At 63.3% G+C, this 25,653-nt stretch carries 22 protein-coding genes; 5 read left to right on the forward strand and 17 right to left on the reverse strand.

Annotated elements, in window-relative coordinates:
- Positions 1–71: 71 nt before the first annotated feature.
- The gene (locus RX331_RS33555; protein WP_317253860.1) at positions 72–1,172 is read right to left on the reverse strand and encodes a S1C family serine protease; all 1,101 of its coding nucleotides are present in this window, start codon (positions 1,170–1,172) and stop codon (positions 72–74) included.
- A 315-nt stretch (positions 1,173–1,487) separates the two neighbouring features.
- Here RX331_RS33555 and ftsH point away from each other — a divergent pair, with 315 nt between their 5' ends.
- Complete coding sequence (gene ftsH / locus RX331_RS33560; RefSeq protein WP_317253861.1) at positions 1,488–3,329, forward strand: ATP-dependent zinc metalloprotease FtsH; 1,842 nt, start codon at positions 1,488–1,490, stop codon at positions 3,327–3,329.
- A 20-nt stretch (positions 3,330–3,349) separates the two neighbouring features.
- On the opposite strand, the gene RX331_RS33565 is transcribed toward ftsH, so the two are convergent.
- Both RX331_RS33565 and RX331_RS33570 read right to left on the reverse strand, forming a co-directional pair.
- Positions 3,350–4,225, reverse strand: a complete 876-nt coding sequence (locus RX331_RS33565) for a dihydrodipicolinate synthase family protein (protein WP_317253862.1) — start codon at positions 4,223–4,225, stop codon at positions 3,350–3,352.
- A gap of 74 nt (positions 4,226–4,299) precedes the next feature.
- Positions 4,300–6,960, reverse strand: a complete 2,661-nt coding sequence (locus RX331_RS33570; RefSeq protein WP_317253863.1) for a M1 family metallopeptidase — start codon at positions 6,958–6,960, stop codon at positions 4,300–4,302.
- Between the two features lie 406 nt (positions 6,961–7,366).
- Between RX331_RS33570 and RX331_RS33575 the strand changes: the two genes are divergently transcribed.
- The gene (locus RX331_RS33575; protein ID WP_317253864.1) at positions 7,367–8,899 is read left to right on the forward strand and encodes a hypothetical protein; all 1,533 of its coding nucleotides are present in this window, start codon (positions 7,367–7,369) and stop codon (positions 8,897–8,899) included.
- 41 nt (positions 8,900–8,940) lie between these two features.
- Entirely contained in the window at positions 8,941–9,354 is a 414-nt protein-coding gene (locus RX331_RS33580; protein WP_317253865.1) for a hypothetical protein, read from the forward strand.
- Between the two features lie 16 nt (positions 9,355–9,370).
- On the opposite strand, the gene RX331_RS33585 is transcribed toward RX331_RS33580, so the two are convergent.
- Both RX331_RS33585 and RX331_RS33590 read right to left on the reverse strand, forming a co-directional pair.
- Positions 9,371–11,476 (reverse strand): BTAD domain-containing putative transcriptional regulator, encoded by a 2,106-nt coding sequence (locus RX331_RS33585; RefSeq protein WP_317253866.1) that lies wholly within the window; start codon positions 11,474–11,476, stop codon positions 9,371–9,373.
- A 40-nt stretch (positions 11,477–11,516) separates the two neighbouring features.
- Complete coding sequence (locus RX331_RS33590; protein WP_317253867.1) at positions 11,517–12,878, reverse strand: YcaO-like family protein; 1,362 nt, start codon at positions 12,876–12,878, stop codon at positions 11,517–11,519.
- A 65-nt stretch (positions 12,879–12,943) separates the two neighbouring features.
- Here RX331_RS33590 and RX331_RS33595 point away from each other — a divergent pair, with 65 nt between their 5' ends.
- Positions 12,944–13,498, forward strand: coding sequence for a hypothetical protein (locus RX331_RS33595; protein WP_317253868.1), 555 nt, complete (start codon positions 12,944–12,946; stop codon positions 13,496–13,498).
- 15 nt (positions 13,499–13,513) lie between these two features.
- Here RX331_RS33595 and RX331_RS33600 read toward each other — a convergent pair whose 3' ends face one another.
- The 5 genes from RX331_RS33600 to RX331_RS33620 form a co-directional block, all read right to left on the reverse strand.
- A complete protein-coding gene (locus RX331_RS33600) occupies positions 13,514–13,963 on the reverse strand; it encodes a helix-turn-helix domain-containing protein (protein ID WP_317253869.1) in 450 nt (149 codons plus the stop codon).
- 62 nt (positions 13,964–14,025) lie between these two features.
- The gene (locus tag RX331_RS33605) at positions 14,026–14,352 is read right to left on the reverse strand and encodes a hypothetical protein (protein ID WP_317253870.1); all 327 of its coding nucleotides are present in this window, start codon (positions 14,350–14,352) and stop codon (positions 14,026–14,028) included.
- Positions 14,353–14,614: 262 nt separating this feature from the next.
- Positions 14,615–16,255 (reverse strand): phosphoglucomutase (alpha-D-glucose-1,6-bisphosphate-dependent), encoded by a 1,641-nt coding sequence (gene pgm, locus RX331_RS33610; protein WP_317253871.1) that lies wholly within the window; start codon positions 16,253–16,255, stop codon positions 14,615–14,617.
- A 100-nt stretch (positions 16,256–16,355) separates the two neighbouring features.
- The gene (locus RX331_RS33615; protein ID WP_317253872.1) at positions 16,356–16,586 is read right to left on the reverse strand and encodes a DUF3551 domain-containing protein; all 231 of its coding nucleotides are present in this window, start codon (positions 16,584–16,586) and stop codon (positions 16,356–16,358) included.
- A 94-nt stretch (positions 16,587–16,680) separates the two neighbouring features.
- A complete protein-coding gene (locus tag RX331_RS33620) occupies positions 16,681–17,499 on the reverse strand; it encodes a dienelactone hydrolase family protein (protein WP_317253873.1) in 819 nt (272 codons plus the stop codon).
- A 100-nt stretch (positions 17,500–17,599) separates the two neighbouring features.
- Between RX331_RS33620 and RX331_RS33625 the strand changes: the two genes are divergently transcribed.
- Entirely contained in the window at positions 17,600–18,529 is a 930-nt protein-coding gene (locus tag RX331_RS33625) for a GlxA family transcriptional regulator (protein ID WP_317253874.1), read from the forward strand.
- Positions 18,530–18,541: 12 nt separating this feature from the next.
- Here RX331_RS33625 and RX331_RS33630 read toward each other — a convergent pair whose 3' ends face one another.
- Genes RX331_RS33630 through RX331_RS33660 form a run of 7 tightly spaced genes read right to left on the reverse strand, consistent with a single transcriptional unit; the run spans position 18,542 to position 25,606 of the window.
- Entirely contained in the window at positions 18,542–19,957 is a 1,416-nt protein-coding gene (locus RX331_RS33630) for an aldehyde dehydrogenase family protein (protein WP_317253875.1), read from the reverse strand.
- 37 nt (positions 19,958–19,994) lie between these two features.
- Positions 19,995–20,756 (reverse strand): SDR family oxidoreductase, encoded by a 762-nt coding sequence (locus RX331_RS33635; protein ID WP_317253876.1) that lies wholly within the window; start codon positions 20,754–20,756, stop codon positions 19,995–19,997.
- Positions 20,757–20,767: 11 nt separating this feature from the next.
- Complete coding sequence (locus RX331_RS33640) at positions 20,768–21,739, reverse strand: tripartite tricarboxylate transporter substrate binding protein (protein ID WP_317253877.1); 972 nt, start codon at positions 21,737–21,739, stop codon at positions 20,768–20,770.
- A gap of 38 nt (positions 21,740–21,777) precedes the next feature.
- On the reverse strand, positions 21,778–22,833 hold the full coding sequence (locus RX331_RS33645) for an alpha/beta fold hydrolase (RefSeq protein WP_317253878.1): 1,056 nt from the start codon (positions 22,831–22,833) through the stop codon (positions 21,778–21,780).
- A 46-nt stretch (positions 22,834–22,879) separates the two neighbouring features.
- Entirely contained in the window at positions 22,880–23,845 is a 966-nt protein-coding gene (locus tag RX331_RS33650) for a DUF6282 family protein (protein ID WP_317253879.1), read from the reverse strand.
- 26 nt (positions 23,846–23,871) lie between these two features.
- Complete coding sequence (locus RX331_RS33655; RefSeq protein ID WP_317253880.1) at positions 23,872–24,804, reverse strand: hypothetical protein; 933 nt, start codon at positions 24,802–24,804, stop codon at positions 23,872–23,874.
- Positions 24,788–25,606: an HpcH/HpaI aldolase family protein gene (locus RX331_RS33660; protein WP_317253881.1), complete on the reverse strand. Its 819-nt coding sequence runs from the start codon at positions 25,604–25,606 to the stop codon at positions 24,788–24,790. Before RX331_RS33660 ends, RX331_RS33655 begins: the two co-directional genes overlap by 17 nt.
- Positions 25,607–25,653 lie beyond the last annotated feature (47 nt).

Here is a 25,653-nt window from a genome sequence, read left to right on the forward strand (position 1 = left end):
TGCAATAAATGCGCCAGGGCGCCTCGCGGCCGGCCCGCAGGCGGGTATGATCCTGCTGTCAAAAAGGGCTATCAGCTACGGCCGACGTCAACGATATCGAGCGTGACATCGCGCGTCTGCGAGCCTCGTTTCAGGCCGATGCGGATGCTCTTGCCGGCACCGATCTGCTCAATTTGGTCGGTCAGGTCGGAAAGCCGGTGCACCGGCTTGCCGTCGGCCTGGACGATGACGTCGCCGAGCGCACCCGAGTTGAAATCGACGCCGCGGATACCCGCGCGTTCAGCTGGGCTGCCGGGCGCGGTGCGCACGACGATCACCCCCTCGACGCCCAGCCTGGTCGAGACCGCCTCGCTGGCGGCGACGATGCCGATTCCGGGCGTCGGCACACGGCCATTCTTGATGAGATCGGGGACTACGCGGTTGACGATGTCGACGGGGATCGCAAAGCCGATGCCGGCGCTGGTGCCGGAGGGCGAGAGGATCGCGGTGTTGACGCCGATCAGCCTCCCCGCTGAATCCAGCAGCGGCCCGCCCGAATTGCCCGGATTGATCGCGGTGTCGGTCTGGATCACGTTGGCGATCTCCCGGCCGCTTGAGGTTGGCAACCGGCGCTTGAGCGCACTGATGATGCCGCTGGTGAGCGATTGATCGAGGCCGAAGGGATTGCCGATCGCAAAGGCCGATTGACCGACCTTCAGTTCACTCGAACTTCCCAGCGCCACCGGTGGCGGCAGCTTGCGGGCGCTCCTGATCCTGAGCACCGCGAGGTCGTAGTTTGGCGCGACGCCGATGATCTCTGCCCGGGCCACTTCGCCGGAGGCGAAGCGAACCGCGACTTCGCTGCCATTCTGAACGACGTGATTGTTCGTAACCACGTGGCCATCATTGTCCCAAATAAAGCCTGTGCCCGAAGCCGCGCCCGCGCCGGCTTCGCCGCCCTCATCTTCGGCCAGCGGATTGGCGGCGCCGGAGCGTGCGGCGACCTGCACGACCGACGGTGACACGCGCTCGAACAATTCGATATTGGCGCGCTCGGCCTCGGAGAGTGGCCCGCGCTGGTCAACGCTGCGGGCCGACGTATTTGTCCATGGGCTATAGCGGATGTTGGAGAGCGTCAAGGCAACCAGTACGGCTGCGACGACGGTGAGGAAAAGCGCGAAGCGACGGCTCATCGATTACTCATCTGTAAAATGCCGCCTCCGGCGAGGAGAACGGGCGGCGGAGATTTCAGCCCATGAGGTATCCGCGTCAACAAACGCCCCGAACAGCCGAAAGTTTCTGACCGTTCAGAGACTTGTTGGCGCACCCGGGGTTGGGCAGCCATCATCTAGGGAGCGCGCATTGTCGCGCAAGCAGCCCTTGCTTGTTGAAACCAAGCCTCCCTCATCCCATTGTCAGAAGGCCACAATCGAGGTTGCGCCACGGCTTTTGCTGATTTGAGGCAAATGTGCCGACGCGGGATTGGGGTGTGCGCCCGGAGTTCGATCATGAACAACAAGACACGTTTCAACGTCGGCTATGCCATCGCCGCCATCTTTGCCGTCTTTGTGATCCAGTACTTCATTTCCATGGCGAACCAGATCGCCGTTATTCCCTACAGCGAATACCAGCAGCTATTGAAGCAGGGAAAAGTCGTGAGCGTCGGCATCTCCGACCGCACCGTGCAGGGCACGTTGAAGGAGCCGCTTTCGGGAGGGCAGAAGCAGTTCATCACCACCCGCGTCGACCAGGAGACCGCGCAGGAGCTCGAGAAATACAACGTCAAATTCACCGGGCAGATCGAGAGCACGTTCCTGCGCGACCTCTTGTCCTGGGTCATGCCGGTGCTGCTGTTCCTCGGACTGTGGTGGTACATCGGCAAGCGCGCCGCGGAAGGCGGCGGTCTTGGCGGCGGGCTGATGGCGATCGGCAAGAGCAAGGCCAAGATCTATGTCGAGTCCGATACTGGCGTGAACTTCTCCGATGTCGCCGGTGTCGACGAAGCCAAGGACGAGCTGCGCGAGGTCGTCGACTTCCTCAAAAATCCGTCCGACTACGGGCGGCTCGGCGGCCGTATGCCGAAAGGCGTGCTGCTGGTCGGCCCGCCCGGCACCGGCAAGACCTTGCTGGCCAAGGCCGTCGCCGGCGAGGCCAAGGTGCCGTTCTTCTCGATCTCCGGTTCGGAGTTCGTCGAGATGTTCGTCGGCGTTGGCGCGGCGCGGGTGCGCGACCTGTTCCAGCAGGCGCACCAGAAGGCTCCGGCGATCATCTTCATCGACGAGCTCGACGCGCTGGGCCGCGCCCGCGGCATCGGGCCGTTTGCCGGCGGGCACGACGAAAAGGAGCAGACGCTCAACCAGCTGCTGGTCGAACTCGACGGCTTCGACTCGCGTTCGGGTCTCGTCATCCTGGCCGCGACCAACCGGCCGGAAATCCTCGATCCGGCGCTGCTGCGCGCCGGCCGCTTCGACCGTCAGGTGCTGGTCGACCGCCCCGACAAGAAGGGCCGCATCGAGATTCTTAAAGTGCACATGAAGAAAATTCAGCTCGATACGAGCGTCGATGCCGAAGCGGTCGCGGCACTCACGCCCGGCTTCACCGGCGCCGATCTCGCCAACCTTGTCAACGAAGCCGCCCTGCTCGCCACGCGCCGCGGCGCCGGCGCGGTAGCCATGACCGACTTCAACAATGCGGTCGAGCGCATGGTGGCGGGGCTGGAGAAGCGAAACCGGCTGCTCAATCCCAGGGAGCGCGAGATCGTCGCCAATCACGAGATGGGCCACGCGCTGATCGCGCTGTCGCTGCCCGGCGTCGACCCCGTGCACAAGGTATCGATCATCCCGCGCGGCGTCGGCGCGCTTGGATACACTATCCAGCGCCCGATCGAAGACCGCTTCCTGATGACCAAGGAGGAGCTGGAGAACAAGATGGCGGTGCTGCTCGGCGGCCGCGCGGCGGAATTGATCGTGTTCAATCATCTCTCCACCGGCGCGGCCGACGACCTTCGCCGCGTCACCGACATCGCCCGCAGCATGGTGACGCGCTATGGCATGTCGGAAAAGCTCGGCAGCGTCGCCTATGAGCGCGATCCCGGCAATTTCCTCGCCGGCGCCGATCGACCCTATCCGACGCGCGAGCGCGACTATGCCGACGAGACCGCCGCGACTGTCGACGAGGAGGTTCGATCGATCGTCGATCATGTGTTCGAGCGGGCGCAAGGCATCCTGAAAGCGCGGCGCGCGATCCTGGACCGGGCGGCGAAGAAATTGCTGGAGAAGGAGACGCTTGAGCAAAGCGATCTGGAGGCGTTGATCCGAGAGACGCCGAAGGAAGCATTGCGGGCGGTTTAGTCCAACCTGCGAAATTTCGCCTAAGCCAAATCGCGCAGCGCAGCTTCGATCACCTTGCGCTGTTCGGCCGTCAGCGGCGCCTGCGGCGGCACGGGGTCGCCGACCGCATAGCCCTGGATGTCGAGCCCGGCCTTGATGCAGGCGGCCAGATTGAAACGCGCAAAGGCCTCGTTGATGCGCCACAGCCTGCGCTGCAGCGCCATCGCCTCATCCCATCGCGCTGCCTTGCAGAGATTGTAGAGCTCGACGCTCTGCCGCGGGATGATGCAGGCGGGGCCTGCCATCCAGCCGAGCCCGCCGATCAGCATCACCGCCGCCGGGATGTGGGCGGATGCCGAGAAGACTTTGATGCCCTCGCCGCAACGGTTCATGATCGACAGCAGCCGGCCGGTGTTGGTCGAAGCATCCTTGATGTAGCCGATGCGCGGATGGGTCGAGAGACGCGCGATAACGTCGAGCGTCAGATCGGACCGCTGAAATTGCGGATTGGTGTACATGACAATGGGAATGTCGACGGCGTCGGCAATGGCGCGGAAGTAGGCTTCGACCTGCGCGTCGGCGACCGGAAAGTAGGCTTCCATGATCGCGAGAATGCCGTCGGCGCCGCGCTTTTGATACTCCCTCGCCTGCGCCACGGCATCCGCCGTCGACGTCGAAGCCACGCCGGCAATCACCGGCACGCGGCCACTTGCCGCCTCGATCGTGGTCCGCACCACGGCCGCCCGCTGCGCCTGGTTCAGATAGGCAAACTCGCCGGTCGAACCCAGCGGCGTCAGCCCATGCACGCCCGCCTTGATCAGATCGTCGCAGAGCCGGCCGAGAACGTCGGTACGGACCTGTCCAGACGCATCGATCGGCGAGACCAGATAGGGAAAGACGCCGTGAAAATCAGCCATGAAAGAAACATGCCTCAATCGGAAAGGTCGTTTTCGCCATGGCTATCCGGAATGCCGATCCAAGGCAATGTTCGCTATTTGCGTTCCCTGATCCAGACCTCGATTGCCGGCAGCGCACGCGCCTTGAGATCGGCCGAGATCGCGATCGTCTCCCGGGCCCGGCCGGCCATCACGCGTCCGCCAGAGGTTGCCTGAGCCGGTGCGAAGGCGGCGAGTTCGGTGGCGCGGCTCTCGTCGCTGAAATTGGTCATGAAGTTCGCCACGAACTGGTCGCGGAATTGCGGTCCCTGCTTGGCGAACAGCGCATCATAATTTTTCTGCAGGAACTCCCAGGCCAGACCGGGCTGCTCACCGGAAAACCCGACTGAATTGATCATGCCGGTAACGATGGTGCCCGGCACTTCATCGGTCAGCGTCAACGCCAGCGTGGCGCGGGCCAGCGCCGGATCGCGCCCGCTAGCAGCGGCGAGGTAATAACGGGTACGTTCGCTGGTCACGGTGCTCTTGCGCGCGAGCGCTAGCAGCGCGTCATACGTCGCACGATCCGCCGTTACGCCCGTAACGTGCGTGACCGCATCGCGCAACGCGTTGGGCAGGGATTGCGGATCGCCGAGGAAGCCGGCAAACCGCCGCCTCGCCTCCGCAATGACGTCTTCGTCGCCGAGGTCGCCGAGCGTCCAGATCAGGCTGCTGCGCAGCAGCGTATCGTCGTCATCACCAGAGCCGCTGCCATTCCAGCCGAGCCGATCGAGCACCGGGCGCAATTTGGCGCGGGCATAGCGCTGCAGCGCCGGTCGCTCAGTGCGCTCGCGCGACAGGCGGTTGAGCGAAGAGAACACACCGATGACCTGATCCCATACCGGACGGCGGTCATCCGCACTGATCTGTTCGACCAAGGCGAGATAGGATGGCGGCTCGGCGCGGCCGGCCTGCACCATCGCCCAGCTATCGGCGAGGAAATTGACGCGATCTGTCGCCGACATCCGCGGCAGCGCCTTTGTCAATGCCATCCGGCTCGCTGGCCCGTATTCCACGCGGTAGTAGCCGATATCGCCAAGATTGGCCTTGACCGCCTCGCCGCAGGACCCGGCCGCCACTTCCGCCGAGCCGCGAAGCAATACGACATCGGCGGGCGGCGTCGCGCCCAACGGCCCGATCGCAACCGGCACCTGCCAGTTGCGCGGCGGCAGGGCTGGGCCCATCCATGCGGGGGCGATCGCAAATCGATCCTGCCGCAGCATCATGCGCTGCGTACCGCCCTGGCAAACGGTTTCGGCCCAAACCAGTGGCACGCCGTCCTGCTCGGTAAAGGATGCGGCAATTTCGGCCACCGGCTTGTGGCCCGCGCGCTCCAGCGCCCGCCAGAGATCGGCCGTGGTGGTGTTGCTGTAAGCATGCGCGGCCATGTAGGCGCGGATGCCGTCCCGGAATGCGGCTTCGCCGAGATAGTTCTCCAGCATCCGGATCAGCGCCTGCCCCTTGTTGTAGGTGATGGCGTCGAACGCGACCATGGCTTCGCTTTCATTGGCGACGGCCTGCTGGATCGGATGCGTGGTGCGCCGTGCGTCGAGCGCCATGGCGAACTGCTTCTGGCCGTAGCCGTTCAGCCAGCCCTGCCACTGCGGATGAAACTGCTCGGCCGCCTTTGTCGCCATCCAGGTCGCAAAGCCCTCGTTGAGCCACAGATTGTCCCACCACGCCATGGTGACGAGATCGCCGAACCATTGATGCGCCATCTCATGGGCGATGATGGAAAAGATGCCGCGCCGCGCGCTATCCGGATTGGTCGCGGGATCGAACAGCAACCGGCTCTCGAAGAAGGTGATGCCGCCCCAGTTCTCCATTGCGCCGCCAAAGCCGCCGGGCACGGCGATCAGGTCGAGCTTGGGCAGCGGATACTTGACGCCGAAATAGTCATTGAACCAGCCAAGCAGCTTCATCGCGCTGTCGAGCGCGAACTGTCCCTTCGCGGCCTTACCCATGGTGGCGACGATGCCGATCGTCACGCCTTCCGCTTCCGCGGTGATGCGCTCCAGCTCGCCCACCATCAGGACGAACAGATAGGTCGACATTCTCGGCGTGGACGCGAAAGCAACGCGCTTCAGGTTCGGCTCCAGCATTTCTTCTCGCGTCACGGGCATGTTGGCCACGGCGACGAGATGACGTGGCACGATCACGGTCAGCCCAAAGCTCGCCTTGAAGGCGGGCTCGTCCCAGCAGGGAAATATCCGTCGCGCATCGGCGGGCTCGAGCTTGCTGGTCAACAGCCGCCTGGTGCCGTTGTCGGTCGGGTAATCGACGAAAAAGAAACCGCGGTCGAACTTGTTGATCCCAGCGGTAAACTCGACGCGCAGCCGATGCGCGCCCGCAGCTAACGGCTGCGCAAAGGTGAATGTTGCCGTCTCGGCGGCGGCATCGAGCGCGATGTCGGCGCGCTCGGCACCACCATCGATCGTTACGGACGCAAAGGCGGTGCTCACCGCATTGAGTGTCAGGCGGGCGGTAGGTTCGCGCACCTCGATGTCGATCAGTTCGACACCGCCGAGCGTCAGATTCTCGGCATCGGGCCTCAGCTCGATCGCGTAGTGGATCGGAACGACGGTTTTCGGCAGCTTGCCCGGCGTCGCATCGAAGGAGAAAACCGGCTCGGCTCGAGCGATGCCCGAGACAACAATCATCACCGCGAGCATCGCGCCGAGACGGCGCGCCAAGGATGCCGCCTCGATCAGCTTCACGATGTACTCCTCTCATTCCTCGCCGCGACATGCAAATCATACCGCTGCTTCCGCCACCGTGAAACAGGCGTGAGAGACGCGTTCGAAAGGCCTAAGATGTCCACAAATGTTCACAGGTTCTAACGATTTAACTCACGATAATTTCACGACTTTCTTTCCAATCTTGCCGCCTTGACCAAATGCGAGAGCAGGTTTGATGGCTGTGCAAGAGGCCGCTGACGCATCGTCCTTTCGAGCTTCCGGACGCACGGCGCGTTGCCCCATTTCTGCTGCAACCACTCCCGGATTTCGTCATTTCCTCGGCGCACCATCGCCTGCGCAACGCTTCCGCGCCTTCGGTGTCGATCCGCTCGCTTCGTCGGATCATGCCAAGCTGCGCGGATTGATGCATCGCCTATCGCGACGGATGGACGCCGCCATCAAGTGGCCGCCACACCATGTCCAGTCGGCGGAATACTGGGAAAATCCCTTCATCCCCTCCGGCTACACCTATCTGCTGCAGTTCATCGCGCATGATCTGGTGCATTCTGCGATCCCGCTTTCGGTGGCGGGAGGGCTCGGCCGCGGAACGGCCAACGCCCGCCGCATACCGCTTCGGCTGGAGACGCTGTATGGCAGCGGCCCTGTCGGATCCCCGCATATCTACGCGCTCGACGCGCCGAACGACGATCGCCGCACCAAGCTGCGGCTAGGCCGCATGCGCTGGAAGGAGAATGAGCCCGCAACCGGCTGCCCGTTCCGCGACATCGCCCGCGCCCAGGCCGAGAACGTGACGGGGATAGATCGCAGCATCGCCGGCGTTCGGGTTGCGCTCACCGAAGCTTTGGTCGCCGACCCGCGCAATGATGATCACGCCGTGATGTCGCAGCTCACCGCGCTATTCGCGCTGCTCCACAACGCCCTGATCGATCTCATCCGGCGGCAGGAGCACGGTAGCGGACGAAACAGCCAGTTCGGCGCCGCCTATAAGCGGTTTCTGTGCGCCCGCGAGGCCGTCACGCTGACCTATCACAATATTCTCCGCAACGATCTGATGCAGCGAGTCATTCATCCAGCGATCTATGCGGCTTATAGCGGACCGTTTCCGCACTTCATGGACCGGCCCGATAACGCCGACCAAGGCCTTGCGATCGGCGACTGGGAAATTCCGTTTGAGTTCTCGCACGGCGCGTTTCGCTTCGGTCACGCCATGGTCCGACATGAATACTGCATCAATGATCTGTCGATTCAGGACCTCAACAGCACGCTCGAAAAGACATCCGCCAACGACCCGGTCAATATGCCGCTTGATGAAACCTGGATGGTTCAGTGGTCTCGGTTTTTCGAAATCACCGAAACCACGCCGAACTTCAGCCGGCGGATCGGGCCGTTTCTCAGCGACGGACTCGGCAATGATCAGATCTTTCCGGCGTTCGACGAGACGGAACGGGTTGGCCTGCTCTACCGTGACCTGCTCGGCGCGGGTTTCGCCGGAATGTGGTCTGTCGATGCATTGATCGGCGAGATCCGCAGCAGGCAGCCGCATCTCATCGCCGCGTCGCGATTGCTTGCAGATCGTGCCTACCGTGTCGACCAACTCCGCCAATGGCTCGCTGCGGGGCATGCCTACAGCGCTCTGACCGTGGAGGACATCGAAACCCTCTCGAACGATCCGCCGCTGCCGTTCTTCGTACTGTTCGAAGCGATGCAGCAGATGGCGGGTCTGAAGCTCGGAACGCTCGGCTCTATCATCGTAGCAGAAGTGATTTTCGGCGTGCTTGCAAATGATCCGCGCTCGTCCAGCGGCGACGCCCTCGCGGCGCAGCTCGCCCGCCTTTCCCGGGAACGTTATTCGGTGGATTTTTTCCAGGAAATCCCCCCCATCTCAAGCATGGCGCAGTTGGTGAGTTTCACGAGCGAGATTGCCGAACTGCAGCAGGCCTGTCCTGCATTTTTGTGAGCGGAATTGTTCCGTCTCACCCAACCCGAAGGAGCCAGATTATGCAGCGTATCGAAAGGCTACAGGTGACCAATCATGAGCGTTGGGGAAAGCTGGTGAAGACCTGGGCGACCGGCACCAACTACCTCGAGGATGACAACGTCTATCCGCTGCCGGAGACGATGGAAGAGTTCAAGGAGCAGCTCGCCAAGGCACAGGTATTCGCCACCGTGCCGGACCGCTTCAAGCACATCAAGTTCGTGGCACAGGAGCAGGACACGATCCTGGTGAAGTTGCCCCCGAAAGTGATGATTGAGGATTCCGAGGCGCTGCTCAACCAACCCGGAGCCACCTATCCGCTGCCGCCGTTCTACAAGCGCTTGTTCAACGGCATGGATCCGGTGATCCCGGAGAGCGAGAAGTTCAAGGTGCACGCCGAACGTATTGGCGACTACACCATCAGTGCCTGTGCCTGATCCACGACGGGACTTGTCACCAGCACAATGGCGCAACGCCTTCGACCGGAAACCCGGCGCCGCGCAAGCTGCGGCGCAGGGCTTCCCACCGCGCCATGATGTTGATGGGATGCGCCTGCAAGAGCCAGCGTGTGATCGTCACGTCGGTCGGCGCGTCTGACCCAACCCAGAACGAGCGGATGCCGTTCAGAAATCGCTGCGCTTCCTCGCGCGCCGCCTCCCGCTGCCCCAGTTCGAACAGCGCGGCGGCACGCCAGGCCGGCAATGTCTGAATGACGTTGTAGGCGCGGTCGGCGGCCTCTATCGCGCCCTCATAGTCGCCGCACAGGAAACGATTGACGCAGTGATAGCCCCATTCGAGGCGCGACGGCGCCAGCGAAAGGGCAAGCGATTGGCTGGAGCGCAACCGGGTCTTTTCGATCGAACCGCAGAAAGCGAAATAATGAGCGCTGGACAGCAACGTCCACGGATCGGTGTCGTTCAGCTCGCACGCGAGATCCATGTGCGGCGCTGCCTCGGCCTCGCGTAAGGCAAACGTATAAGACCAGCCACAACAGAGATGCGCCCTTGAATCGACCGGATCGAGCTCGACTGCGGTTTTCGCCAGTTCAAGTGTTGCCTTTGTCTTGTCGAGATTGCGGAAGACTCCCGGGTGCACGAGATGCTCGATATTGTTCATCTGCACAAGGCTGCTGTAAAACGGCGAGAAAGCAGGATTTTCGCGGATTGAATCACGAAAGATCGCGACAGCCCGGTGCCAGCTTTCCCGGTCAAACTTCGCAATAAGGCTCTGGCCTCGCAGCCAGCGGTCATGAAGATCGAGCGAAACGTCGGGCTCGCCGGCGAGCCGCATCAGTCGCTCGGTCGACAACTGTACATTCAAGGAAGTCGCGATCCGGCGGATGATGTGCTGCTGTGTTTCGAACCAGTTGCCAAGACCTAGGCGGAAGCTTTCGCTCCAGATATAGATCCCGGTGGTATCGTCGCGCAGCACCATCACGATGTTGATTTCGGCCCCCGCCTGATAGGCGGTGGTTTCGATGCAGTATTGCGGTGCCGTGCCCGAGGCGGGAAGCACGACGGCGGCCGGCGGACGGTCGACGACGCTCCATTCGCGGAAGCGCACCAGACAAGCGGCGAGATGCTGGGAGAATCCCTGCACCAGATGGCTGTGATCCTCGTCGACGCCGTGCATTGCAAAGGGCCGCAACACAAGGCGTGTCTTGGCCGGCGGATTGGACGCCGGCGCGAGCGGGACCACCGGCTGCAGACCGATTCCTCTGACCATCCGGATGGCGAATTCATCGTTCGCCGCCGAGGCGCCCCGATCGGCCGGCGCGCGTTCCAGAATCCCGAGCTTGATGTTGGCGACGAGCTCTTCGGTGGCCGCTGACGGCTCCATCGCATAGTCGCGATCCAAAAGATCCCACAACGACTTGTAGATGCGCAGCGCGCCGGCGGTGTCGCCCTCTTCCGCATGCGCCCGCATCAGATAGCGGCAGGCATATTCATGCGTCGGATCGAGATTGACGATCGCGGCCGCGATCTTCTTCTTGGAATCGGCCGGCACGTTGACGGAGGTCAAGCCCTCGTCGAGGTTTCGCATCAGGCGTTCATGAATGGTCTGGCGCTTGGCGAGAACCCAGACCCGGAATGACGGGTCGAGATCGTCCATTCCTTCGAGCAGCCGCCCGTCGAGTTGCGGCGTGTTGAGCAGCAGCGGGTGAACGCGTCCACCCTCGGCGAGTTGAAGCACGCTTTCGATATCGACCTCGATTCGTCCGATGTCGAGACCGACCATCAGGCGTTCCGCGACGAAGCCGTCGTAGCCTGCCTCCTCGAGCATCGACCGCAGTTCGCGAACCACCTGGCGCAGCGAAGCACGCGCCTTCTCCTCGTCCGAACGGCTCCAGAGCAGGCCGACCAGCCGCTCGCGGCTCTCCTGTTTCGTCTCCGACAGGGCGAGATAGCTCAGAACGGCGCCGGCCTTGCGGGTGCGCAGTTCGATCGGCCGGCCGTTGAATCGCACACCGAGCCGGCCGATCAGCGATATCGACAGGCGCGGCGCGCTGTCGAGCGCCGCGGCGTTGTCTGCAGTGATGGCGTTGGCGCTGACCGGCATTGCAACAGTTTCCGGAACCGACCGGTTAATTCCGTTCAGTCTATATCAAAGAGACGCCCCCGGTATAGGTTGCGCCCCCGCCGGTTTGCGCAATCGTATCCTGCAGCCTGGGGGTGACGATTTCGGATGGCTCCAGCTGCAGGCCCGGGGCGATCACGCGGACCACCGGCACGGCGAAGCGTTCGCGCGTGAGATCGATACAAAATGTATCGATTCCCAGTTTTTGCAAACGCTGCACGATCAGTCCGAATATGTCGCTCGCTTCAGTTGCGTCGAGAGGCAGATGGGCGGCGGGCTCCGCGACGGGTTGCAGCAATCGGCACTGATCCGCGTTGATCGCCGCGCGCCGCAGATGGATGCGATCCTGAACATTGAGCGCATCGTCACCGCGCTCGCCGCGCTTCGCCGAAACAATGGCATCGGCAAGTTCGAGCTGACACATTTCGAGAATCGCGGAGCGAACCGCAGCCTCCAGCGCCGGCCGCGCAGCGAGGCCGAATGCAAAGCCGCCGCCATCCGCCCGGCACGAGACCGCGGCGACGCAGGGTACGCCGATATCCGTCGTGATATCGAGCAGCCATGTCCGGCGCGGCGTCGAGATGCCGTGGCGAAGCTTCTGCAACAACGCTTCCGCCGCCGCGCCGGCAGCGTGTTGCGGCGGAATCGATCGGGCTAACCGACCGCCCCTCCACCACAGGCTGGCCGCATCGCGTTCGATCAATTCCAGAAGGCCGTGCAGGGCTGCGGCGTCCCACGACGGTCCGGCGGCCGAGCCGATGCTCAAGGGAAATGGCGGCACGAAATCACGCTGCGCCGGCGGACGGCGCAGGCAGATATCCGCCGGAAGCCACACCTCGCCACCATCCGTCAGCCGCGTCGCACGGCACCAGGAAAGCGCTCGCTCCGGTTGAATACGACGCTCCAAAAGAAGCGCCACCAGCTCCAACGCCTTTGGTCCGAGTCTTCCACGCCAGTCGTCGACGGAGGAATTGAGCAGCAGATCCGCCCCGGTCAGCAATTGAGAGAGGTACTCTATTCCCTCACCGATGCAGCCCTGAAACGCCTCCTGCAGTGTGATACCAACGCCGGAAACGCCAACGATGGGGCTTCCGTCGTGCAACTTGTCGGCAAACGCCGGATCAAACTGCGCGCCAAAGCTGATCAGGCCGGGCGCCGTTGGCGCCGCCAGTTCGAACACCCGCGCAAACCGGGAGGCCGCGATCAGCAAATGCGCGCGATTCGTTGTTTTCGGATCGGTCCGCCTATCGGATTCAGCCTCATATTCCAGGGCCTGCAGCACACCTCTGGCTTCGTGATCTCTGGCTGCGTCCAATGCGTTGCCAAGAAGCAACGATGCCGCGTCAGCAAACAATTCCTGCATCGAATTTACGGTACCGCTCACGGTGACCTCACGACTTGACGTGCAGACTTGTGAACGAGAGGCCAGCCCTCGTCCTGGAGGAACTTATGCTCGCGAAAGCCTTCGTCATAGCCATGGCGGCAGATATTGCCCGATCGGATTACGCCAAGCCGACCTTGATTCGTAGCCGAAGCCGTGAGTGGCTGATCGCCTGCCGCTGGGGACCGGAAGGCGAATACCTGTCGATTGCGACAGCTGGCCCGATCACAGAACCTCTCGCAGTGGTTGCACCGCAGTCAATCACGCCAATCCATAGTATGGTCGGCCTGCTGGTTTCCGAATCGGAAAAGCAGTCCACCAGCACATTCCTGCTCGTGCGCCAGCCGCCCGCTGCGATCGAGCTTGCCGGCACATTCTTTCCTGCCGACGGATACGTGTTGCTGCAGGACCATGGCGATATTCATCTCGTCGGCAAGGCGCGCTATTCGCATAGTTGCGGCTGGCTCGATGGCAAGGAGATCCGCAAGGACATTCCCGATCCGGCGCCCTATTCGGCCGAGGCGATGTCCTGGCACATCGAGGCGACGCGCCGCGACTGGATCGGCGAGTTCGTGCCCGGCAGCCGGCCACCGGAACGGCTGGCGATTCGCGCGACCGGCTGAAAATTCGCAGCCGGATTATCGCTGGGACGGAGACCTTCTCCGATCGGCAAGATCGCTCTGCTCGAGGCGCGCAACCGTAGCCTTGGCGCCGGGGATTCGATCGGCGATGCTTTCAACGAGCTTCGCGAGGCTGCGGCGCACGCGCGGATTGGTCGTCCGCGCATAGGCCTCGAGCACGCGCAAGGCGCCCGGCTCGGTGAGCAAGCGCACCGGCAAACCCAAGTCGGAAGATCCTGTCTCGGAAGATTCGAAAAATTCGCCGACCGAAATGTCCAGCACGACAGCGATCCGCGATAACCGGCTGGCGCCGACCCGTTCAGTCCCGCGCTCAAATTTCTGCAATTGTTGATAAGTAACGCCGGTCCGCGCCGCCAGCACGGCCTGGCTCATGCCGCGGTTCACCCGAAATGTACGAATCCTCGTACCCACCAGCACGTCCAGCGGGCCGGACTTCCTCGTCGCCATGGGCAAGCTCCCAACCCTGTTGAACTGGGAGACCCTAACACAACCTCAGAGAGATTCTGCTGCTAATTTGCGATCACAGGGAGCCATTTGACCCGCGGCTCCTCAGTGGCGTGCTCGAGCGTCAACCGGCCTTTCGAGTCGATCGCCGCCTTCATGCCCGACGGACGACCGGTTTCGAGATAGTGCAGCAGAACGGCACGGCTTTCGTCCGACAGCGCAAATAGCCCGCGCATCAGCTCAAAGAAGCCCGGTTCCTCCGCGACATAGAGCAGTTCACGCAGTTCCGCGCCGGTATAGCTCCCCAACGCCGTCAACAGCCACTCGGTTTGGTCATTCGGATCGCTCTCAGGCACGCGATTCAGGTAGTAAACGACCGATTCCGCACTCATTCTCATCCCCCGGTACCGTGATAGCTGACGAGCCCCCCGATTCGGATGGCTTTTTACAGCTACTTCCCGAGCCTAACACTGCGTGCCCCTTCGTGATTTCAGCGTGATCGGAGGTGCAATCGCGGCCGAAATTTGGTGCTGCAGTTCCATTGTCTGCCGGCCTGTGCCGAACTGGTGCAATCGGACGCAGATCGACGCAGGATCCCTGCACTTTCCGGGAAAAAAAATCAGTCGGTGCGGAGCCAACGCGCCTTCGCGGAAATCAGAACGCCTTCGCGATGGCGCGCTGGGCGTCCTGCTGAATGGCCTTCAGATGATTCTGGTCGCGAAAACTCTCGGCATAGATCTTGTAGACGTCCTCGGTGCCTGACGGCCGCGCGGCGAACCACCCGGCCTCGGTCTCCACCTTGATGCCGCCGAAGGATTGATCGTTACCCGGCGCCCGGGTGCGAACCGCCGTGACCGCGTCGCCGGCGAGCTGGCGCATGTCGAGCTCGTCCGGTCCGAGCGCCTTCAGCGCGCTCTTCTGCTTTGGCGTTGCCGGCACGTCGATCCGCTCGTAGAAGGGCACGCCGAGCTCGGCGGTCAGCGCAGCAAACAACTGGCTCGGGTCGCGGCCGGTGCGGCCGAGGATTTCGGCGGCGAGCAGCCCCATCACGACGCCGTCCTTGTCGGTCGTCCATACCGAGCCGTCGCGCTTGAGGAACGAGGCGCCGGCGCTTTCCTCGCCTGCAAAGCCGAATGCACCGCTGCCGAGGCCTTCGACGAACCATTTGAAGCCGACCGGCGTTTCGACCAGCTTGCGGTTCAGCTTGCGCGCGATCCGATCGATGATCGAGCTCGAGACAATGGTCTTGCCGATTGCGGCCCCGCCGCCCCATTGCGGCCGATGCTCGAACAGATAGGCGATCGCGGTGGCGAGAAAGTGGTTCGGGTTCATCAGCCCGCCGGTGCGCGTTACGATGCCGTGGCGATCGGCGTCGGTATCGTTGGCAAAGGCGACGTCGAACCTGTCGCGCATCTGGATCAGGCTTGCCATCGCGAACGGCGAGGAACAGTCCATCCGGATCTTGCCGTCCCAGTCCGCCGTCATGAAGCGGAAGGTCGGATCGACGGCCTTGTTCACGACGGTCGCGTTGATTCCGTAATGCTCGATCAGCGGCGCCCAGTAGTGAACCGCAGCGCCGCCGAGCGGATCGATGCCTATCTTGACGCCGGCCGATTTGATCAGCGCCATATCCACGACATTGCCGAGATCGGCGACAAAGGACCTGATATAGTCGTGCCGATGCGTCGAGGGCGCCTTGCGGGCGCGCTCATACGGCATCCGCGCGACGCCCTTCATGCCGGCTTCCATATAGGCGTTGGCCGCCTTCTCGACCTTGCCGGTCACGTCGGTATCGGCGGGGCCACCGTGCGGAGGATTGTATTTGTACCCGCCGTCCTCGGGCGGATTGTGCGACGGCGTGATGACGACGCCGTCGGCGAGCCCGCTGGTGCGGCCCTTGTTGTAGTTCAGGATCGCATGCGAGATGACGGGCGTCGGCGTGTAGCCGCCGCGCTCGTCGATCATGATGTCGACGCCGTTGGCGGCAAATACTTCCACCGCGCTTGCCAGCGCCGGCTCGGCAAGGGCATGGGTATCAATGCCGATGAACAGTGGCCCGGTCAGTCCGGTCTCGCGGCGGTGATCGCAGATGGCCTGCGTCGTCGCCAGGATGTGGTTTTCGTTGAACGAGTTTTTCAGCGACGTCCCGCGATGACCCGAGGTCCCGAACGCAACCCGCTGGGTGGGATCGGCCGGGTCAGGCTTCAAAGCGAAATAGGCCGTGACCAGTTGCGGTACGTTGACGAGGGAAGCGGGGTCGACCGGCTTGCCGGCAGCGGGATTGGGGGCAGTCACATGACCTCACGGAATGGATGGTTTCAACGCATTATACGTAGAAGCACCGGCGCGGGCAAAAGCGGCATATGATGCCTCCGGCGCAAGCCAGCCGCGCTCTCTAGTAAACGCCGCGTGGTCGAGACAGTTTCCTGCCTGGCTGCGCGAAGTACGGATTATCGTAGCACTGTGCCGCACGGCCCGATGCCGATGCGGCGCACTGCGCCAGGGACGTAAAGCTGCAATCGATTCTGCCGCCGCCGATGGAATAGATCTGGATGCAAACCGGATAATTGGGGTCGTAGGTCTGGGCGCGCAGCGGCGAGGCCGCCAGCGCCGCGGCGATCGTCATAACTGTGCAAGTCAATACCCGCATGTGGGCTCCTTTTCAAAAGGAGCTTACCACATTCCGCCCTTCGTTTGATCTCGATCAGAGTGCTGCCCTTCTATGACCTCAGCCTGTGCCTGAAGAACGCCAGGATCTCATCGCGTGCCGCGATCGTGGGCTGGCCGGCTTCGTCGATCAGGTGCGCGGTGACGACGCTGTGCGGCGTCGTGACGTGGCGGGCGAAGAACGGCGCAAGATCGGTATTGGCCGCGCTGTCCGGCAGCACCCGCCCGACGAAGCGGTCACCGAGCGCTTCCGCATAGGCCTTGAAGCGCTGCGCCATGCAGAACTTGTCGCCCTCGAAGCGATAGGCCATGACCGTCAGATCGTCGCGTTCGAGCCGTTCGCGAACCGCCCTGATTTCGTCCGGCGCGATTTCAATGCCGGCCGGATCGTTCAGCGGCAGCGACGGCTGCGAGAGCACCGGCGCCAGCATCGACGGCTCGAGCATCATGGTCAGCGCGAAATTTCCCGTAAAGCACATCCCGATCGCGCCGACGCCGGGACCGCCGCATTCGCCACGTGCAAATCGCGCTAGCGATCGCAGCCACTTCGTCACCGGACTGGATTGGTTTGAGGCGAGCGCGCGAAACTCGGCGCTCACACAGGCGCGCTGAAAGACCGCCGCGCCCTCCTCCACACCGGGAACGGCGCCGTCGCGGCCGAACAGCGACGGCATGTAGACGGTGAAGCCGGCGTCACGGACCCAACGCGCAAATCGCGCCACATGCGGACTGATGCCCGGCATCTCCGCCATCACGATGACGCCAGGCCCGGTGCCGGCGACGTAGACGACCTTGGCGATGCCATCGAGCGTGATCTCGCGGCGGGTGAAATCCTCGAGCGGATCGTCCTCTTTCATCGATCGGTTCGGCATGGGCGCAATTCCTTCCAAGACAGCCTTTTCGCAGCGATCGTTGCGATTTTTCTGGTGGCGCGCTAGTGTCAAAAACGACATTAATCGAGCATTTTTTGACATGACCAAAGTCGCGATCATCGAGATCGAGGGATGCATGGCTTCAAGCGCGGCCATCACCCACGACGTATTTGCGACTGCCAACCGGATCGGCAGTGCGAAGCGCCATGTGCCGTTCAAGGTGACGACGGTGCGGTGCGGGCCACGCCGCAGCAATGTCGATCTGCGCGGCATCGAACTCGCCATCGTCCCCGGCCTTGGCACGCCATCGGCAGACGAGCTGCTTCTCAAGTTGAAGAGTTCGGCCTGCCGGCGCGCCGGCGACATGCTTGCCGGTGCGTTCGAAGGTGGCGCCGCGCTCGCCGCGTCCTGCGCGAGCACCTTCCTGCTGGCGGACACCGGGCTGCTCGAGAGCCGGCGTGCGACCACGACGTGGTGGTTCGCACCGCTATTCCGGCAGCGCTATCCCGCAGTCGACCTGGTGCCGGAGCAGATTGTGGTCGCCGACTGGCCCATCGCGACCGGCGGCGCGGCCATGGCGCAGATGGACCTCATGCTTGCGATCGTCGGCCGGTTTGCCGGATCGGCCCTGGCGCAAGCCTGCGCCAACTATCTGCTGCTTGAAGGGCGACGCTCGCAGGCGCCCTTCATGGCCATCAATTATCTGGCGGGACAGGACGAACGGATCGCCAAGGCCGAGCAATGGGTGCGCGACAACATCGCGCGCGACTTCGCGATCGAAGAGCTCGCCGCAGCCGTGGCGCTGGCGCCGCGGACATTTGCCCGGCGAATGGCGGCGACCTGCGGCGTGTCGCCGATTCAGTTCGTGCAACGGATCAAGCTGGAGACCGCGCGATTCTTGCTGGAGACCACGCGGCTTTCGGTCGACGAAATCGCGCGGCGCGTCGGATATGCGGAGCCGTCCACGCTGCGCCGGCTGATCCGGCGCGACACGAAGCATCCGCCCGGACATTTCCGTCCCGCGACCTGAATGCGAGGCGTGCTAGCCGATGATCGCCTTCACCTCCAGATACTCTTCAAATCCGAACACGCCGAACTCACGCCCATTGCCGGATTGCTTGTAGCCGCCGAACGGCAGGCTGCGGTCGAACGGCGCGCCGTTGAGATAGACCCGCCCGGCGCGGATGCGATTGGCGATCTTGTGGGCGCGTGCAACGTCCCTAGACTGCACGAATCCCGCCAGGCCAAATGGCGTGTCGTTGGCGATCTCGACTGCCTCGTCCTCGGTATCGTAACTGATGATCGACAGCACCGGCCCAAAGATCTCCTCGCGTGCAATCTTCATCTGTGGCATCACGTGGCCGAAGACGGTCGGGCGAACATAGTATCCGCGGTTGATGTCGGCTGGCCGCCCCGGACCGCCAGCGACCAGCGTCGCCCCCTCGTCAATGCCGGACTGAATGAAATCCTGCACCTTGTCGAACTGCGCCTGGCTCACCAGCGGCCCCATGGTGGATGCCGGATCAAGGGGGTCGCCGACGCGGATGCTGCCGACCGCCTCCTGCGCGGCCGCGAATGCCGTCCCGAGTTGCGCGCGGGGGACCAGCATGCGCGTCGGAGACTGGCAATTCTGGCCGGCATTGGTGTAACAGGCATGAACGCCCTGGATCACGGCGTTCTTCAAGTCGGCATCGGCGAGGATGATGTTGGCGGACTTGCCGCCGAGTTCCTGCGTGACGCGCTTGACGGTATCTGCAGCGAGTTTTGCCACTCGCACGCCGGCCGTCGTTGAGCCCGTGAACGATACCATGTCGATCCCGGGGTGCACGGCGATCGCCTCGCCGACCGTGGGGCCATCACCGTTGACGAGATTGAAGACGCCCGACGGCACGCCGGCAGCGTCGACGATCTCGGCAAACAGCATCGCGCTGAGCGGGGCGATCTCGCTGGGCTTCAGGACCACGGTGCATCCGGTGGCGAGCGCCGGCGCGACCTTGGAAGCAACCTGGTTCAGCGGCCAGTTCCACGGTGTGATCAATCCGCAGACGCCGATCGGCTCGCGGCGGACGATGCCGTTTCCCATCCGCTCCTCGAAGGAGTATTGCGCCAGCACGCGCGCAGCTTCCTCGAAATGAAACAGCGCCACGGTAGCCTGACGCTCCGTCGCGAACGTGATCGGCGCGCCCATTTCGAGCGTCATCGTCCGCGCCAGCTCCGGCAGGCGCGCTCTAAAACCCTCGATGATCTTCTGCAGCCACGACAGGCGTTCCTCGACGCTGGTTTCGGAATAGACCGCGAACGCGCGGCGCGCCGCAGCGACGGCCCTATCCACGTCGGACTTCGAGCCGAGGCTGATCCAGGCGAAGATCTCTTCCCTCGCAGGGTTGACCACGCCGAGCGTTGACGGCGCCGCCGGATCGACCCATGCGCCCTCGATATAGAATTTCAGTTTTTCCATCGTTCCCCGTTCATGATGCCCGCATGGCGTTGTTCAGTCAGAGATGCCTGCCCTCATCCACCGGCAGCACAATTCCCGTCGAGCTCGTCAGGTTGACGATGCAGGCGATCACCGCCCTCGCGACATCATCGGGCGTGGTGAGGTGGGCGAGCGGCAGTTTTTTGGCAATCTTCTGCAACTGCTCTCGCGTACGGCCCGCGACAAAATCCGTATCCACACCGGCCGGCGAGACGGAGAACACGCGAATGCGCGGCGCCAGCACCTTTGCGAGCGCGATCGTCAGCGCGTCGACGCCCGCCTTGGCGGCGAGATAGGCCAGGCTGCTGCCGACGCCCGTGCGGGCCGCAATCGACGAGATGTTCACGACGGCTGCGCCGCTGCCGCGCTCCAGCAACGGGCGAAAGGCGCGGATCATGGCGAACGGCCCGCGCAGATTGGTCGTAACGGTGCGATCGAAGATGTCGTCCGTCAGCCCGTCCAGATCGGCAGCGGGTACCGGCGTCGTGGCGCCTCCGCAATTGACCAGTACATCGAGCCGCCCGTACCGCCTCTCCACGGCCGCGGCTGCTTCGGAGATCGAAGCCGGATCGTCAATGGCGGTGCGCATCGCGAGATGCCCACTTCCCTGCAGTCCCTCGATCAGCTCTTCCGCCAGCGAGCGGCGGATGTTGTAGCCAACCACGACGGCTGCCCCCATAGCAGCAAGCCGTGCCGCGGTCGCCTTGCCGATGCCGCTGTTGCCGCCGGTGACCAGCGCGACCTTCGGCGCCGTCAGCACCGGAATTTCAATTACAGTCATCGGCGATCTCGTCACTGCATCGCGATCTTCGCGGCCTCGATCACCGGATGCCATTTGTCGCGTTCGCCGTCGATGAAGGCCTTGAGGTCATCAGGCGAGCCCCCGACGCCCTGCAGCGAATTCTGTTCGAGGATAGTTTTGCCCTTGTCGCTGCTCAGAAAGGCATTCACCGCCTTGTTCACCTTCGCCACGATCTCTGGCGGCGTGCCGGTCGGCGCGACGATCGCATACCATGCGGTCGCCTCGAATCCCTTGAAACCTGCTTCCTGCACGGTCGGCACATCCGGTAGCTGCGCCACCCGCTGGCTCGTCGTCACCGCCAGCGCGCGGATCCTGCGGTCGGCTATCAGCGGCAGATAGGTCGGCATGAAATCCATGGCGACGTCGACCTGTCCCGACAGCAGATCGGTGATCAGCGGCGCCGAGCCGCGGTAGGGTACATGCGTCATCTCCACGCCGGCGAACTGCTGGATCAGCGCTGAGGTGATGTGCCCGAGCGTGCCGTTGCCGGGATGGCCGACATTGACCTTGCCGGGGTTCTGCTTGGCGTAGGCGATCAACTCGGGAAGCGTCTTGGCCGGAAAGGCCGATGTCGCCGCAATGATCATCGGCGACTTGGCAACAAGGATGACCGGCGTGAAATCCCGATCGGAATCGTAGGCGAGACCCTTGTACATGAGCTTGTTGAGCGCGATGGGCGCCGGCGTGCCGAACAGCCAGGTGTGGCCGTCGGCCGCAGCCTTGGCCACCGCCGTGCCGCCGAGATTGCCGCCCGCGCCCGCACGGTTGTCGACGATGAACTGCTTGCCAAAATCTTCGCTGAGCGCGTGGGCCACCGCACGTGCCAGCGTATCGACGGCAGCGCCTGCCGGGAACGGCACGATCATGGTCACCGGACGATTCGGCCAACCCTGCGCGGCGGCGCGGTGATATGGGCTGAGGGCGAGAGCCAGGCCCAAGAGGCCAAAAACTAGCGGGCGCATGCTTCCTCCTGACGTGTGCCTTTCGTTGACCGACGCGCTTATTCTCCGGCGAACCTGTCCAGGCCCTTTCGGTGCAACCATTTGGACATCTCATCCGCAACGGCTTCGTTATTGAGATCGGCAAAGGCGATGTGCGTGTTGCCGCGCAGGCCCGCGTCGGGCAGCAGCAGGACCTCGCAATCCCCGCCGTGGCGATTGACGATGTCGCAGAACGTCCGCGCCACCTTGACCGAGCTCGCCCAGATCGGACGCGTATCGGTGTAGTCGCCGAACACGATCTGGATCGGGAACTTCGTCAGCTTCTTGAACTCGGCGAGCGGCACGGCGTTCGGGCCATACGGCGCGTCCGGCTTCGGCTCGGGCCCTTCGCCTTCCGGAAAGACGAAGCCCGGCGTCTCATAGGCAACGATGCCCTTCAGGTTGTCGCTCCTGGCCTTCAGCGCCGACAACAGCGCGCGCCACCCGCCCGCGGAATTGGTGACGGCAACGACCGGCCCGATCCTGTCGATGGCTTGGCCGCCGGCCTCAGCCTGCAGCAGTGCATTCTCCAGCGTATCGAACTCGTCATAGCGGGCGCGCGTCGCCTGATTCCAGGCTTCCTTGTCGGCTGTCGGAAACTGCAAGCCCGGATGCCAGTTCAGATAGGTCAGGCCGAAACGCCAGGCGGCGAAATTGCGCTGATCGAAATAATCGGGCGTGTAGGTGATCGGCTCGCAGCTCCAGTTCGCGCGGCCGACACGCGGGCCGTCCCAAAGATAGACCGGATAGCCCTTGCGCAGAAATATGCTCTTGTAACCCTCACCGCCGTCCCAGCGGTTCTCCCACACCTTCGTGCTGGAAGAGTGCCACATGATCAGGCCGACACTGCGCCGTTTTGCCGGAATGAAGTATTCGACGTAACCATGATCGCAAGAGAGCGTCTGGCCAGGATCTCCGGGCTTGGCGATGATCTTGCCGCCCACTTCATACGCACCGGTCGATTCCAGGATGATCGGCGGCTTCTTGCGATCCTCTTGGGCACAGACCGGATTGTTCATCGCGGCAAACATCAAGGCCACGGCAATCGGTTGCCAGCCCTTACTGTTCCTCGTCATCTGCCTCCCTCCCCGGCGCGCCGCTTTGCGGTCTTTACGCCTCTCGCTAGGCGGCGTTCTGCGCCGCCATGTCTGGAAGATTCAGGAACCTTGCGGCATTGTCGCTGATGAGTTTTCTGATCGCCGTGCGCGGCATCTGCAGATCGAGCAGTATCTGCGTGATGCTGCGGAAACCGTCGACGGGGCGCTGCGAGCCCTGCAGCCCGAGATCGGACGACAGGATCGTGTTGTCGACGCCGGCCACCTCGATCAAATGCGCGAGATCATCCGGGCTGTACTTCAGCGACTTGCCTTCGATGAACATGCAGATCGAGTGCTCCATCTTGACGCCGCGTGCAACAAGCTGGCGGATATCGGTATCGTTGCAGCCGACGATGTAAGTGGGATGGTTGACCATCATCTTCTTGACGCCGCGCCGTGCCGCTTCGTCGAACAGGATGTGCAGCTCGTTGGCCGGCAGATGGCCACCGGCCAGGATGATGTCCGCTTCCGCGATAAGATCGATGACTTTCCTGGTGTCATCCGTGAGCTTGCCGTTGGCATCGAGCGCGGAAAGCGGGATGGGATCGAGCATCTTTTGTGCGGTCTTCGGAAAGGTCGAGTTGCCCGCCGCCATCGCTCTTATGTGGTTCGCCGCCGACAGCGTCGGCATCCAGACGATCTTGCCGCCGAGCTTGATCGTGTGATCGACAGCGTGCGGGTTGATGCCGCCGGACGCATTGTTGAGCACGATCCCCGAGAACAATTTTACATTGGTCTCAGGGAACAGCTTCTCCAAGAGGATCGCGTGCGGCATGCCGGCGTAGAAATGATCCTTGAACAGCACCGCGCGGAATTTGGCCGCGGCCGCATCGAGCAGTTCCTCGTGATGATCGAGGATGCGCGGCATCGCCGCCGGCCCGCTATGGCAGTGCAAGTCGATGGCGCCGACCAGGAGCTCGGCAACCTCCGCTGCGCGCGACAGCGGCGGCAGCGGGACGGTGGTCGGATAGGACGCTTGCTTCTCGGCCATGGCGGGCCCTTTCGATTGAAGACAGATCAGGCAGCGGATTTGCCGGCGGGCGTGGGCTCAGGCATCGGATAATCGTCCGCGTTCAGCACCCAGCCGGGCTTGGCCGAGAAATCCAGCCGCGGCGGACAGAAGATATCGACGAGGATGTTGAGCTTGGGGTCGATCGCCTGCGTGGTGTGGATCGACGGCGGTGGAATGACCGCGATCGACGGCGATCCGCAGTGTTCGTGATCGTCGTCGCGCCACTGCGCCATGTCTGTCGTCCATGGCCAGCGCAGATGATGGATGAACGTGCCGGCCAACGCCAGCGAGCATTGTTCGAAATCATCATGATGATGGGGCGACATCTTGGTCGTATCGCGCGGGCCGTTTCGCGGCTCGAGAAAATTCACCATGAAGGTCGAGCAGCGGAAGATCCGCCCGAACCTTCCGGGCGTTGCCGCGATGTCGAGACTGTAGGTGCGGATCTTAGGACCGCCGGCCGCTTCCGGCCACGGCTCGAACGGCGGCAGATTCGGATGCGGCGTCGCATAGGACGCCGCATTCGAGCAGCGCTTGGCGAGATCTTCCGATTGCGTCGTCATCAAGCGCACCACCTTGGCGGCGCCAAGCAGCGTGACGGAGCTTGCACCCGCCGGCACGAAACTGATCGTGTGGCCGTTGACCAGCGCGCGCTCATTGCCCCACACGATCTCGGCGCCCGCGCCGGGGTCGGGAAGCAGCACGACATATTCATCCGGCTGGTTGGCGCGGGCCAGCACGGCACCCTCATCGGCGTCGCTGTAGGCAATGATGAAGTTCTGGCCGCGGGCGTACCAGGTGCGCGCGCCGTTCTGGTTCTCGGCAGGCTCCATTTCGTAGAACTTTGCATACTCCGCGCCGGCAAAATGCGTGGCGGCGGGCTTTGCGCCGACGGGCGCAGCGGCAAGCGCGGCGCGGGGATCACTGGTGTGATACATGGAGACCATCCGTGGTTTGAACGAGATTCCTGAAATCGGTGAGCGTCTGCGCCGCGGCCCGGCGCATCTGGCCCTGGTCCGACGAGATGATGAAGGCGCTGGCGCCGAGCCCGGCGAGATCCTTCGCTTCCGCCGCGCTCGCGACCATCACGCAGACCGGCTTGGTGACCTTCTGCGCCGCAGCAATGATGCGGATGACCGCATCCTTTACCGACGCGTCGCCTGAGGATCTGGCGCCGAGGGCGACGGTGAGATCGCCGCGGCCAATGAAGAAGCCGTGGATGCCGTCGACGGCGGCGATGGCGTCGATCTGATCCAGCGCCTCGGGATCCTCGATCATCGCAATCGCGCAGACCGATGCGTCCTGTTCCTCAACCAGCGACCACATCGGCGTGCCGCCATAGCTGCCGGCGCGGGCCGAGCCGGAATAGCCGCGCCGCCCGCCGCGATAGCGCGCCGCGGCGGCAACCGCGCGCGCCTTCTCGACGGTCGCGACATGCGGCACCAGCACGCCGGCGGCACCGCAGTCGAGGCACGACAGGATTTTCGAGGGATCGTCTGACGATACCCGCACGATGCCGGCAAGGTTGCTGGCGCGGGCCGCCAGCAGCATGACATCGGTCATCGCGCGATCGATCGGCGCGTGCTCCTCGTCGATCACGACAAAATCATAGCCGAGCGCGCCGAAGATCTCGGTCGCATGGGTGGTCGGCGTCTTAATGAAGGTGCCGACAACGGTCTGCCGCGCGACGAAGCGGCGGCGGAACGACGAAAAATGCGGCCTGACGGCGTCTCCAGACATTGTTCCTCCCCGCCATCGGCTCAGGACCGCGTTCGAGGCGCTCCGGC

The sequence above is a fragment of the Bradyrhizobium sp. BWA-3-5 genome, from assembly GCF_032917985.1.
In the GTDB taxonomy this organism is placed as follows: domain Bacteria; phylum Pseudomonadota; class Alphaproteobacteria; order Rhizobiales; family Xanthobacteraceae; genus Bradyrhizobium.